Source organism: Paenibacillus sp. TCA20, assembly GCF_000732325.1.
Lineage (GTDB): Bacteria > Bacillota > Bacilli > Paenibacillales > Paenibacillaceae > Paenibacillus > Paenibacillus urinalis.
In genome coordinates this window covers 14,410-27,417 of the sequence record NZ_BBIW01000008.1, presented here as the reverse complement: position 1 = coordinate 27,417, position 13,008 = coordinate 14,410, and the positions used below count along the sequence as shown (strand labels likewise).

At 43.3% G+C, this 13,008-nt stretch carries 12 protein-coding genes; 2 read left to right on the top strand and 10 right to left on the bottom strand.

What is annotated here, in order from left to right; all coding sequences use genetic code 11:
- Positions 1 to 87: 87 nt before the first annotated feature.
- From TCA2_RS15715 to rpmH, 10 genes are all read right to left on the bottom strand, one after another.
- Positions 88 to 936, bottom strand: coding sequence for a ParB/RepB/Spo0J family partition protein (locus tag TCA2_RS15715; RefSeq protein ID WP_047912564.1), 849 nt, complete (start codon positions 934 to 936; stop codon positions 88 to 90).
- On the bottom strand, positions 929 to 1,690 hold the full coding sequence (locus tag TCA2_RS15710) for a ParA family protein (RefSeq protein ID WP_047912748.1): 762 nt from the start codon (positions 1,688 to 1,690) through the stop codon (positions 929 to 931). Before TCA2_RS15710 ends, TCA2_RS15715 begins: the two co-directional genes overlap by 8 nt.
- A 119-nt stretch (positions 1,691 to 1,809) precedes the next feature.
- The gene (noc, locus tag TCA2_RS15705; protein ID WP_047912563.1) at positions 1,810 to 2,628 is read right to left on the bottom strand and encodes a nucleoid occlusion protein; all 819 of its coding nucleotides are present in this window, start codon (positions 2,626 to 2,628) and stop codon (positions 1,810 to 1,812) included.
- Positions 2,629 to 3,472: 844 nt separating this feature from the next.
- Positions 3,473 to 4,198, bottom strand: a complete 726-nt coding sequence (gene rsmG, locus TCA2_RS15700; RefSeq protein WP_047912562.1) for a 16S rRNA (guanine(527)-N(7))-methyltransferase RsmG — start codon at positions 4,196 to 4,198, stop codon at positions 3,473 to 3,475.
- Between the two features lie 2 nt (positions 4,199 to 4,200).
- Entirely contained in the window at positions 4,201 to 6,087 is a 1,887-nt protein-coding gene (gene mnmG, locus TCA2_RS15695) for a tRNA uridine-5-carboxymethylaminomethyl(34) synthesis enzyme MnmG (protein ID WP_047912561.1), read from the bottom strand.
- A 236-nt stretch (positions 6,088 to 6,323) separates the two neighbouring features.
- The gene (mnmE, locus tag TCA2_RS15690; RefSeq protein ID WP_047912560.1) at positions 6,324 to 7,700 is read right to left on the bottom strand and encodes a tRNA uridine-5-carboxymethylaminomethyl(34) synthesis GTPase MnmE; all 1,377 of its coding nucleotides are present in this window, start codon (positions 7,698 to 7,700) and stop codon (positions 6,324 to 6,326) included.
- A gap of 116 nt (positions 7,701 to 7,816) precedes the next feature.
- A complete protein-coding gene (gene jag, locus TCA2_RS15685) occupies positions 7,817 to 8,521 on the bottom strand; it encodes an RNA-binding cell elongation regulator Jag/EloR (protein ID WP_047912559.1) in 705 nt (234 codons plus the stop codon).
- A 33-nt stretch (positions 8,522 to 8,554) separates the two neighbouring features.
- Positions 8,555 to 9,436, bottom strand: coding sequence for a YidC/Oxa1 family membrane protein insertase (locus TCA2_RS15680; RefSeq protein ID WP_193746059.1), 882 nt, complete (start codon positions 9,434 to 9,436; stop codon positions 8,555 to 8,557).
- A gap of 70 nt (positions 9,437 to 9,506) precedes the next feature.
- The gene (rnpA, locus tag TCA2_RS15675; protein WP_047912558.1) at positions 9,507 to 9,860 is read right to left on the bottom strand and encodes a ribonuclease P protein component; all 354 of its coding nucleotides are present in this window, start codon (positions 9,858 to 9,860) and stop codon (positions 9,507 to 9,509) included.
- Positions 9,861 to 10,035: 175 nt separating this feature from the next.
- Positions 10,036 to 10,170 carry a 50S ribosomal protein L34 gene (gene rpmH, locus TCA2_RS26680; protein WP_039295761.1) on the bottom strand — a complete coding sequence of 45 codons (135 nt, stop codon included), beginning with the start codon at positions 10,168 to 10,170 and terminating at the stop codon, positions 10,036 to 10,038.
- Between the two features lie 518 nt (positions 10,171 to 10,688).
- Between rpmH and TCA2_RS15670 the strand changes: the two genes are divergently transcribed.
- Together TCA2_RS15670 and TCA2_RS15665 are read left to right on the top strand one after the other, a co-directional pair.
- Positions 10,689 to 11,357, top strand: a complete 669-nt coding sequence (locus TCA2_RS15670; RefSeq protein WP_047912557.1) for a GntR family transcriptional regulator — start codon at positions 10,689 to 10,691, stop codon at positions 11,355 to 11,357.
- A 194-nt stretch (positions 11,358 to 11,551) separates the two neighbouring features.
- On the top strand, positions 11,552 to 12,913 hold the full coding sequence (locus tag TCA2_RS15665; RefSeq protein ID WP_047912556.1) for a gluconate:H+ symporter: 1,362 nt from the start codon (positions 11,552 to 11,554) through the stop codon (positions 12,911 to 12,913).
- Positions 12,914 to 13,008 lie beyond the last annotated feature (95 nt).

Below are 13,008 nucleotides of genomic sequence, written 5' to 3'. Positions count from 1 at the left end.
CCTCATCTTCCCTTTACGGTAAGAGGACGATATGTCATCTCATACGAACACCCTTCATTACCTTGCCTATCCTTTGATCGCAGCTGTCTACTGCAATTGCAGCAGCTCTAGCAATCTTTCCAGATCCTGTTGACTATAATAGTTCAGTTCGATTTTACCTTTATCTTTGTTCGCTTTGATCTTCACTGTCGTTTGGAATCGATTGCGCAGGCTTTCTTCTACATTTTCAATATAAGGATCTCTCTTCTTTTGTTTAACCTTCACCTTTTGATCTTCATTTTTGCGATCCAGTTGCTGTACGGCTTCTTCCAGCTCCCGCACACTCCACTGCTGTTGGATGCATTGCTTCGCTAATTCTTTAACGACCTTCTGCTCCTTGATTCCTACAATGGCTCTCGCATGTCCCATGGATAATGTTCCACGTGAAACATGCTCCTTCACTTCCTCAGGCAGGGCCAGTAGTCTTAAAAAATTTGCGATATGCGATCTTGATTTACCTACCTTCATGGATAACTCTTCTTGGGTGAGAGAAAATTGATCCATCAGTCCTTGATATGCAACGGCGACCTCCATGGCATTCAAATTTTCTCGTTGTAAATTTTCGATCAAGGCAATTTCCATCACCTGTTGTTCCGTAAAGTTTCTTACGACCGCAGGAATGGTGGATTTACCACAAAATTGAGATGCCCGAAAACGACGTTCTCCTGCAATAATTTCATAGCCCTTCAGTACACTCCGTACAATAATGGGTTGAATGACACCATGCTGTCGAATCGATTCGGCTAACTCTTGTATAGAATCTTCATCGAACGTTTTTCTAGGCTGGTAGGGATTTGCTCGCAGCTGGCTCAGTGGTATTTCCACAATCTTGTCATCTTCGTTAATCGAAAGCGAAGGTATAAGTGCATCCAAGCCTTTACCCAAACGCTTACTCATATGAGATCACTTCCTTTGCCAACTCTAAATATACTTCTGCTCCTCTTGAACGAGGGTCATAAGTAATGATGGACTGTCCATGTGATGGAGCTTCACTCAGACGTACATTTCTCGGGATAATCGTTTGATATACTTTCTGTTGGAAATACTTTTTCACTTCTTCAATAACTTGTATACCTAGATTAGTACGTGCATCGAACATCGTCAATAAGACACCTTCAATTTGCAGTGAGGTATTCAGATGCTTTTGTACAAGACGAATGGTGTTTAATAGCTGACTCAGTCCCTCCAACGCATAGTACTCACACTGTATAGGGATAATGACCGAATCGGATGCTGTTAGCGAATTAATAGTGAGCATGCCCAAGGATGGAGGGCAATCGATGAGGATGTAATCATACTCGTCCTTGACGAGCTGCAGTGATTTCTTAAGCCTTACTTCACGAGATATCGTTGAAACAAGCTCAATTTCTGCGCCTGCAAGCTGAATTGTCGCTGGAATAATATGCAGGCCTTGAATACGGGTCTCTACAATGGCTTCTCTGGGATGAATCTCTTCAATAAGAACATCATAAATGCAATGGGCTACGTCTGCTTTATTAATACCAACCCCGCTGGTTGTATTCCCTTGGGGATCTATATCTACGAGAAGCACTCGTTTACCTAACGAGGCCATCCCCGCACCCAAATTGACGGAAGTTGTGGTCTTCCCTACTCCGCCCTTCTGGTTTGCTACGGCAATAATCTTCGACACTTCATTCACCTCAAATATAGAAGTCATTCCTTGGGGTATGAGATACATGATACTGATAGCTAGCCTTCCTCGAGCTGCTATCTAAAAAAGCGGCTAAATTGCCGCTTCTGATCTATTCCTTACTTGCGTTTAGGGATCTGAATCACGATTTCGTAATGATCTTCATGATCGGATTCCTTCGTCTTAATATCCATGCCTGAGCCAGACACCATGTCTATGGATTGACGAATCGTATTTAATGCCAGACGCACATCCTTTGTAAAGGAGATACGTTTCGATTTCTTAACGGTGGTCGCTTCCTTATAAAAAGCAACTCTTGCTTCGGTTTGTTTAACATTCAGCTCTTTGCTGATAATTTCCTCTAATAACTTCAGCTGCAGCTCCAATTGATCCAGTGACAATAATGCTCGGGCATGTCGCTCCGAAATTTTACGTTCCATCAGTGCGTTCTTCACTTCCTCAGGAAGCTGCAGAAGTCTGATTTTGTTCGCAATCGTAGACTGACTTTTGCCAAGACGCTGTGCAAGGCTCTCTTGTGTCAGCTGATGTAAGTCTATTAATTTCTGATAGGCAACTGCTTCTTCTATGGCCGTAAGCCCTTCACGCTGTAGATTTTCAATGAGAGCAATGGAAGCCGCTTGAGAATCATTAAATTCTCGAACAATCGCTGGAATATGGTCCATTCCAAGCTTCTTCACGGCACGCCAGCGTCTCTCACCAGCAATAATCTCATACTGGGAATTACGAATACGGACTACAATCGGTTGAATAACACCATGCGTTTTGATCGTCTGGCATAACTCATCAATCTTCTCGTCATCAAAAATCGTACGGGGCTGATACGGGCTGCTGACAATTTCGTTAATCGGAATTTGCTTTACTTCATCCCCGCTACTGCGTTCCGTCAAACCAAATAACTTAGAAAATTGTTCTTTCATTCCGTATATTACCACCTAATTTCATAATAGTGCCTTGAAGGACACTTCACTGTCTTACCTTCGCTTCGGTATACAAAGAATTGCAGCATGCTACACCTGACTATGTAAAAGTTAAAAATATCAGTAGGGATGGTGTTGATGCTCCACTTTAAACGACATGAACTCACGATATTCACTCAGATTGAACTATAATGGAGCTTCCGACATCTGAATACGACATAGATCAAACTGATGTCTGAATCTCCCATTCATTCTACTATGTATTCTATCACTTTTTCTCGCATAATCCTATTCAACTATCGATTTATTTCTTTCAATTCCACTATGAAAATAAGCTATGAAAACACCACCTGTTTCATGCTTTATCCACTCTTTTTTTCTATTTATACAAGTTTGAATCCATTGTAGAACTCAGTAGAGGGAATTTCATCTTAAGTGACATGATCAGTGGAGAGGAGCATGGTTTGAGAAACCTCATTTTAATCCCCTATGAGTTAAGCTTGATGACAGGTGAGAGCTCAAATCAGAGCTGCTGCACGGGCACTATTCGTTGAGCAAGAAGGGGACTTGAATGGGGACTTGAATGGGGACTTGAATACGAGTAGGAACTTAAATTTCAAGTCGAGCTTGAATAGGCAACTGTACAACCTCATCTATACGTTCAATCCTTTTATTTTCTACCTTCTCTTCTTATCTATGATTAGTAACCTCATCCCTCTCCTCTCCACTCGGCTCCATCTTCTCTTAGAGCTCAATTCCTTATGCTTGAGAGCCCGACAAATGGTGCACATTCCATATACAAAAAAAGAAAGAGAATGTTTCACGTGAAACATTCTCTTTCTCTCTATTTCACAAGCGGCATTTTCAGAGGCATCCCTGGTTTGCGGGGATACTTCTTCGGTGTGCTGCTTGTTTTGCCTATGACAATAATATGTCTTGCCGATTCTTCAACGGGCAGCTGGAATGCGTGCGTGTTGATCACCTTCGCCTTGAGCTCCTTCAGGCTGAATTGAGCATCCAGCAATTCTTCAGTAGGATCGCTTCCCTTCATTGCGGCAAAGATGCCTTCTTTCCGAACAAAAGGCAAACAGAATTCATTCAGTACAGCCAATCGAGCGACAGCTCGAGCCGTAACCAGGTCATAATGATCCCGATATCCTGTACGTCTTCCCAGCTCTTCTGCACGGCCATGGATAAGCTCGACATCGGTAAGGCCCAGCGTATCCACGATATGCTGAAGGAAGTTAATCCTTTTGTTCAATGAATCGATAATCGTAAGCTTCAAATGCGGATAGCAAATCTTCAATGGGATACCGGGAAATCCGGCTCCAGACCCTATATCTGCAAGCGTCTGAATCTTGTTCATATCCACATAAAAAGAAAGGGAAACGGAGTCGTAAAAATGCTTCGTATAGACCTGCTCCCGCTCCGTAATTCCCGTCAAATTCATTCTCTCATTCCAGGATACCAGCTCTTTATAATAAAGCTCGAATTGCTCCAACTGTTTCTCCGTAAGCGATATACCCTGTGGATCCAAACGATCCTGCAGCTGCTGCTGTATTTGATCCATCGTTACCCCCTAGATGCCGTTACCCGATTGTAATGTTCCAAATACACGAGCAAGATCGAAATATCGGCAGGTGTCACACCTGAAATACGGGATGCTTGACCGATGGAGATGGGGCGAATCTGTTCAAGCTTCTGTTTGGCCTCCATCGCTAAACCATGAATCTCACTATAATGGATGGAGTCTGGAATCTTCTTCTTCTCCATTTTTTGAAGACGTTCTACATGAATTAATTGCTTCTCAATATAGCCTGCATATTTAATTTGAATCTCAACTTGCTCCTTCATTTCAGCATTCAACGCTTCAGGTGCAGGAGAGATTTGTTCAATAATGCTGTAGGAAATCTCAGGACGTCTCATCAGCGTAAGCAGCGTTGTACCATCCTGAAGCGGAGCTGATTCCAGACTTGCAAGCAGCTCATTCACTTCCGATGGGCGGATTCTTGTTGTGCGCAGACGTTCAATTTCTTGATCTACTTTTTCCTTCTTATTGAGGAATCGAGCATAACGCTCCTCTGAGATCAAGCCGATCTCTTTGCCCAAAGGTGTCAGTCGTAGATCTGCATTATCATGGCGAAGCAGCAAACGATATTCGGCACGTGAGGTGAGCAAACGGTATGGCTCATTCGTCCCCTTCGTTACCAGATCATCGATCAGCACACCGATATAGCCCTGCGAACGATCCAGCACCACTGCCTCTTTACCTTGGGCTTTACGTGCCGCGTTAATACCTGCCATAATCCCTTGTCCTGCCGCTTCTTCGTATCCGGATGTACCGTTAATTTGACCAGCTGTGAAGAGACCTGGCAGACGTTTCGTCTCCAGTGAAGGAAGCAGCTGTGTCGGCACCATGGCGTCATATTCAATCGCGTACCCATTTCGCATCATCTCTACATTTTCCATCCCAGGGATGGATCGAAGCACTTGCAGCTGAACATCCTCTGGCAAGCTGGTGGACAGACCTTGAACGTAATACTCCTTCGTATTCTTGCCTTCCGGCTCAAGGAAAATTTGGTGCTTCGGCTTATCGCTGAAGCGAACAATCTTATCCTCAATCGATGGGCAATATCTTGGTCCTGTTCCTTCTATTACACCAGAGAACATCGGAGCACGGTGAAGATTGTCATTAATGATCTGATGGGTCACTGTCGACGTATATGTCAGCCAGCATGGGAGCTGCTCATTATCCGAGCCTTCGGTCTCATATGAGAAGAATTTAGGCTCATCATCACCTGGCTGAATTTCTGTTTTCGAGAAATCAATTGTATCCTTATGCACCCGCGGCGGTGTTCCTGTCTTGAAACGAACGAGCTCAAAGCCCAGCTCCTTCAAGTGATCTGATAGCTTAATGGACGGTTGCTGGTTGTTAGGACCGCTCTCATACATCAGCTCACCCATAATGACTTTCCCGCGCAAATAGGTGCCTGTTGTAATAACAACCGATTTAGCCCGGTATTCCGTTCCTGTCTGGGTGATCACACCAACACATTGTCCATCCTCTACGATCAGACGATCTACCATGCCTTGACGCATCGTGAGGTTCGGCTCCTTCTCCATCGTCTCTTTCATCGTATGCTGGTAAGAGAATTTATCTGCCTGCGCCCGCAGCGCATGAACGGCAGGTCCCTTCCCTGTATTCAACATCCGCATTTGAATAAAGGTCTTATCAATATTGCGGCCCATCTCACCGCCAAGTGCATCAATCTCACGAACGACATGCCCTTTCGCAGGTCCGCCAATTGACGGGTTACACGGCATGAATGCAATCATGTCCAGATTGATGGTCACCATCAGCGTCTTACAACCCATCCGTGCAGCCGCCAGCGCTGATTCTACACCTGCGTGACCGGCACCAACGACGATGACATCAAACGTTCCGCCATCATATCCCATTGTCCTTACCTCCTTATAATCAGGGAATACTCCCTTATTTGCTTCTTATACAATAAAATCGGGCTACTATTCATCCGATTGGTTATAAACATAGTACTGAGCATAAGAATGCTCTTCTCAAGCACCATCCTTCATTATAACGAATCCTTCTGCTTAAGTTAAGATGCAGCTTACTACATTCATGATTCGTGCATAACGTGAACAGCATTGTCAGCTGTAGGCTAACAGCTTACCCTTTATTTACCCAAACAGAATTGAGAGAAGATTTGATCAATCAGCGCATCATGTGCCGTATCCCCCACGATCTCTCCCAGATGCTCCCATGCCATTCGTACGTCAATTTGAATCATATCAATCGGAATATACTGCTCAGCGGCATCGTAGGCATCACGTAAAGATTGGTTTGCCTTTTTCAACAGGGAAATATGGCGCACATTGCTCACATAAGTCAGATCCGCAGATTCAAGGCTTCCGCTGAAGAATAACTGGGATATGGCTGCTTCAAGCGCATCGATTCCTTCCTCGGCTTTTACAGACATCGGGACAATGAGTTCAGGATCGACGTAGCGTTCAAGAATCTCTCGATTAGCCTGGGTTGGAAGATCGATCTTATTCATGACAATAATCGCTTGTCTTCCTTTGATCTGTTCGAGCAGCTCAATCTCATCATCGTGAATCGGCTCGCTCGCATTGACTACCATTAAGATCAAGTCTGCCTCACTAAAAGCCGTTCTCGAACGTTCTACCCCGATCTTCTCTACGACATCCATCGTCTCCCGAATCCCAGCGGTATCGAGCAGCTTCAGCGGAATGTTGTTAATCGTAACGAATTCTTCAATGACATCCCGGGTTGTTCCGGGAATATCTGTTACAATCGCACGATTGTCCTGGGCGAGCGTATTTAACAGCGAGGATTTGCCAACATTTGGTCTTCCTACGATCGCTGTTGTAATGCCTTCTCTTAATATTTTTCCTTGTTCTGCTGTTTTTAAAAGCTTGGCGATCTCGTTCATTACAAAAGATGATTTTTCTTTAATGAATTCCGAGGTAAGTGACTCCACATCATGCTCTGGATAGTCGATGTTCACCTCTATATGAGCAAGTGTCTCCACCAGCGTGTGTCTCAAATCTTTAATCTTGGAGGACAGCGATCCTTCTACTTGCTTCAAAGCGACAGAGAATGCGCGGTCTGACTTCGAGCGAATCAGATCCATCACTCCTTCTGCCTGCGACAGATCAATTCTACCATTCAAAAAAGCCCTCTTCGTAAATTCACCAGGCTCGGCGACCCGGATATTCAGCTGAAGCAGTAAATCCATAATCCGCTTAACCGAAATAACGCCGCCATGAGAACTGATTTCGACTACATTTTCCGTTGTAAAAGAGCGCGGAGCTCTCATGACAGTAACGAGCACCTCTTCAATATGCTCCTTGCTGTCTGAATCTATAATGTGTCCATAATGTACGGTGTGGGAATCTACAAGATGAAGAGGCTTTTTACTTTTGAAAATTCTCTCCACTTCCGTAATTGAATCCGGACCACTTACTCGAATCACTGCAATTCCCGCTTCACCAACGGCCGTGGAGATCGCAGCTATATTATCACTAATCAAGAGGTTCACCTTCTTTACCATTTATATAAAGACTCGCCCATACTATGAAAAAAGCAATGGCTCCTGCATGCCGCAGAAAGCCATTGCGTATTCGCAAAATTTCTCATTGAATTACATCATTTAGGTGTGATTACCACTCTACGGTTCGGCTCTTCGCCCTTACTGTAGGTCTTAATCTGACGGTGATGCTGCAGCTTCGCATGAATAACTTTGCGTTCCTGAGACGACATCGGTTCAAGAATAACTTCTTTTCCTGTACGAATAACCTGTCCCGCGAGACGTTCAGCCAGCTCCTCCAATGTCTTGCGGCGCCGCTGCCTAAAGTTCTCTGCGTCCAGCACGATTCGGACAAAGCTTGAAGAGTGCTTATTCGCAACGATGTTCGCGAGGTATTGAAGTGCATCCAGCGTCTGCCCTCGACGGCCGATAATCAGACCTAAATTGTCACCGGTTATATTAAAGATCTTTCCGTCTCTGTTTTTCTTTATATCAATATCAACCTCTAGCCCCATGCCAGCAGCCACTTCTTTAACGAATTGGCTTGCCTCGTAATAGGGGTCTGTCTCAGACACAGAAGATATCGATTCTGTTAAGCTCGATATTTGGATCAGGTCAGGCTCAGTTACGACGGACTCACTCTTGCGTTTAGGTATAAGGGTTAGTTCCACTTTAGCGGGCTTAACGCCGATAAGTCCAAGAAATCCTCTGGATGGCTGCTCTAAGACGTTTAACGTAACCGATTCCCGGCTGACACCAAGCTCAGTTAATCCTTTCATGACAGCATCTTCTATCGTTTTACCTGTCGCAATGACGGTGGTCATATAGAACGCCCTGCCTCCTTCACCACAAGCTGATTACTTTCTTTTCTTTTTCTTTTTCTTGTTGCCTTGCGGTCTGTTTGCACCATTGCCTGGTTTAGCTTGTCCCTTGCTGGAGCTAGTCGCAGCCTGAACATTAGCAGCAGCCACATGCTTATCGTTATTACGATACAAGAAGAAGTTTTGTACGATGGTATAAATGTTGGAATAGAACCAGTACAACGGCAAAGCAGATGCGAACTGGTACGACATGACGAACATCAGAATCGGATAAACCCACAGCATGAATTTCATAGGACCTTGCTGCTGACTTGGGTTTTGCTTCATCATGTACCAAGTTTGGAACCACATCGATACCGCAACAAGAACCGGCAGGATAAACAGCGTATCCGGTGAACCGAGCTCCAGCCACAGGAACGTATGCTGACTGATATTGGAATTCATATAAATCGAGTTATAAAGAGCAATATATATCGGCATCTGGATGATCAAAGGTAAACATCCTGCCATCGGATTGACTTTATGCTCTTGGAACAGCTTCATTGTTTCCTGTTGGAGCTTCTCAGGGTTATCCTTGTACTTCGTTTGGATTTCCTTAATTAAAGGTTGAACCTTTTGCATGTTTCTAGAGCTTTTGACTTGTTTAATAGTTAATGGAAGAATTAGCGTACGGACGATAAGCACCAAGATTAGGATTGCTAGACCATATTCTCCATTAAACCAATTCGCAAAAGTATCTAGAGCGAATGAGAACCAGTAAACGACGTTACTTCTCCAAAATGAATCACTGTTTTTCAAGTCTTCCGTAGTTAGATGCGTTGTACCCGAAGGAGCACAACCTGCTAGCACAGAGACCAATGCAATGACAGCGATAAGAAGGAGCCATTTTCTACCCTTCATTGACATGAATCGCGACACTTCATAACCCCTCTCTTAACCTTTCCATTCCACCGTAAATAATACCATAATTAGAAGAACAAAGAAAACGCTATTTCAAGCGATTTTTCTTGAGCAATGAAGCTTTTCGCAAGACATGAAGGATACTCTTCTCCATCTCCTGATAGCTCATAGAAGCAGCGCCTTTTCTAACGATAAAAACAAGATCCATATGTTCTACTATTTCGGCTTCATGATGACGAATGATTTCTTTAATAATCCTTCTAATACGATTGCGAACGACAGCATTGCCTATTTTCTTGCTGCAAGATACGCCGACTCGAAACTGATCGACATCTTTGCGACGCAATCCATATACCACAAATTGATAGTTGGCAAAGGACTTTCCATAACGGTATACGCGATTAAAGTCGTCCCGGTTTCGTAAACGTAATCTTTTATGCACGAGCAATCTTCTCCTTGCTTACCTGACAATCCTCAAAAAAATGAACATAACTAGTATAGACGATCCGCCAAGAACATAAACGAATCCATCCAAAGTGTAGTGCTACCTATATATTTATCAATCAAATGAGTGATATTAAGAAAAAAAGACCACCGTAGTGGTCTTTATGCACGCATTACGCACTTAATACTTTTCTGCCTTTTAGACGGCGGGCTGCCAGAACTTTACGGCCGTTTTTCGTGCTCATTCTTTTCCGGAAACCATGAACTTTCTTACGTTTGCTTACGTTCGGTCTAAATGTTGGTCTCATGTGTATGCACCCCCTTAAAGGAATCCTGTACAGATTGAACTATCTTGTAGAGCTTATGAACTGTATTAATTTGCTTAGCGCAATCCATAACATTATCGAAATTTAATCATTTTCATAAACACAGAAAATGCCTTTATACATTTAAACATGATCAAGTCAAAAAGTCAACTGACTTCATACAGCTTATCATGATTTAACTTGCCAAGATAATGATTTATTTTCTTATAATTGTCCACAATATCAAATATTATCGTTATTCTTTTGATATAAAATAAATTATGCACATGTGGATAATTTATTTTTTCTTCAATTTTCACTTCTTCATTATGATTCTGTGATCCTCCAGCTATACGCTTAATACGTCATCCTGCGATTAATTTGAATCGATTAAATTAGGAAATTCAATTAATTTCTTCTTGTTTGTCCTAAATTAATCGTTTACAAAACATTCAATCATAGTGTAGGATAAGTCACAGCAAGTTGTATACAAGTATACTTTTGGATAGGAGCGTCACGTCATGCGATATCCTGCTGCTTGGTTACAAGGAGAGTCTCTTGGTGAATATATTGTAAGCGAATTAAGACTGCAAATTATCGATGGCGCCATTCCGGTAGGAGAGGTTTTGTCCGAGAATCGAATCGCCACTCAATTTGGCAGCAGCCGTTCTCCCGTTAGAGATGCATTTAAAACGCTTTCAAATGAAGGCCTGCTTCGATTAGAACGGATGGGTGCAGTCGTGCTTGGTCTTAGTCAACGTGATATGGATGAACTGTATGACGTTAGATACCTTATTGAAAGCTTTGTTCAGGAGCGATTATCGTCCGATTTGCCGGAGCAGCTGATTATGAAGCTGCAGCAGATCATTGATAAGATGGAGCTCTCGGCAAAACATAAGGATCATGTCGAATTTGCTTATCAAGACTTGAGTTTCCATGAAACAATCATTATAGAAGCAAACCACACTCGAATGCTGCATCTATGGAAGAGTATCCGGCAGATCATTATGACGGTTCTGCTGCTTACGACAGAGGAAGTTTTCTCGCATGGTCATGAGCGGATCGAAACCGTGATTGAGAAGCACCGCAGACTTATACGTGGGCTCGAGTCTCGTGATTCTGAGGTTGTAGCGGATGAGGTTAAGCTTTATTTTGATGATTCACGGCAAACTTTGCATAAAACCTTATGATTTCTCTCCACAATAAGTACCGAGATATTCAAATTGAGAAATGTGCAAGCGCTGTACTTTCTCTTTTTCGCTCAAACTTGTCGACAAGTATACTCGTACTCGATAAGAAGACTTTTAAAATGCTTTTGTAAGCGTTTCTCGTTTACACAACTTAAGAATTTTACTTTAATTGGCTGCAAAGGAGATTTTGAATTATGGATAGTATTTTTGGACTTAGTCATACGGCAACAATGCTGATATGGACATTAATTACGATAGTTTTTCTTATCGTATTGATCTCTAAATATAAATGGAATCCATTCGTCTCCCTGTTAATATCCGCCTTAATGCTTGGATTACTTACAGGAATGAACGCAGAAGATGTTATTGGTTCTATAACTGGCGGGGTTGGCGGAACACTCGGAACGATAGCTATTGTTATTGGTCTTGGTACGATGCTCGGTAAAATGATGGCCGAGTCGGGCGGTGCTGAACGTATTGCTACAACACTAGTTAATCGGTTTGGTCAAAAACGTGTACACTGGGCAATGATGATCGTCGGTTTTATTGTCGGTATTCCTGTATTTTTTGAAGTAGGTCTTATCCTGCTTATCCCGATCGTCTTTACTGTCGCTCGAAAAACGGGATTGTCCATTATTAAGATTGGTATTCCAATTCTGGCTGGTCTCTCAACCGTGCACGGTCTGGTGCCGCCGCATCCGGCTCCAATGATTGCAATCGATGCATTTGATGCAAACTTAGGTATGACCATCTTCTACAGTATCCTGGTTGGTTTGCCTACTGCGATTATTGCAGGTCCTGTATTCGGTAATATTATTAGCAAAAGAGTACAAGTTGAGCCGCCTGCAGAGCTCGCTGAACAATTCTCATTGAAAAGCGAACGCGAACTCCCTGGCTTTGGTATCACGCTGCTAACGATTCTGCTTCCGGTTATTCTTATGCTTGCCGGTTCAGTAGCGATGATTGTAGACCCCGCAGGTTCAAATGGTCTAACCCATTTTCTTGAGTTTATCGGGGACGAAATTGTTGCACTTCTGATTTCTGTCGTCTTTGCACTGTTCTCTCTTGGATTTGCACGCGGCTTTAACAAGAGCGAAATTTCGAAGTTTACCAGCGAATGTCTGGCTCCTACAGCAAGCATTATTCTGATCATCGGCGGCGGCGGTGCATTTAAGCAAGTGCTGATCGACAGCGGCGTCGGTAATGCGATTGCTGAGCTTGCGACAAGCATTAATATCAACGTTATTCTGTTTGCATGGCTCGTAGCGGCTCTGATCCGGGTTGCAACCGGTTCTGCAACTGTTGCGATGACGACAGCAGCCGGCATTGTTGCTCCGGTTCTCGGAATGTCTCCAGATGTAAGTGTCGAGCTCGTCGTACTGGCAACAGGTGCAGGATCTCTCTTCTTGTCCCATGTCAACGATGCCGGTTTCTGGATGATCAAAGAATTCTTTAATATGTCTGTATCCCAAACGTTAAAAACCTGGTCCGTTATGGAATGTATTCTTTCTGTAGTGGCACTGATTCTTATTTTGCTATTAAGCTTTGTCATCTAAAAACTCCATATAGTACACTGGATATATGTACACTTCAATGAGAATTGCCTAACACGAAGCTGAACTGCTAGCTTCGTGTTAGGCAAATTGCGTTA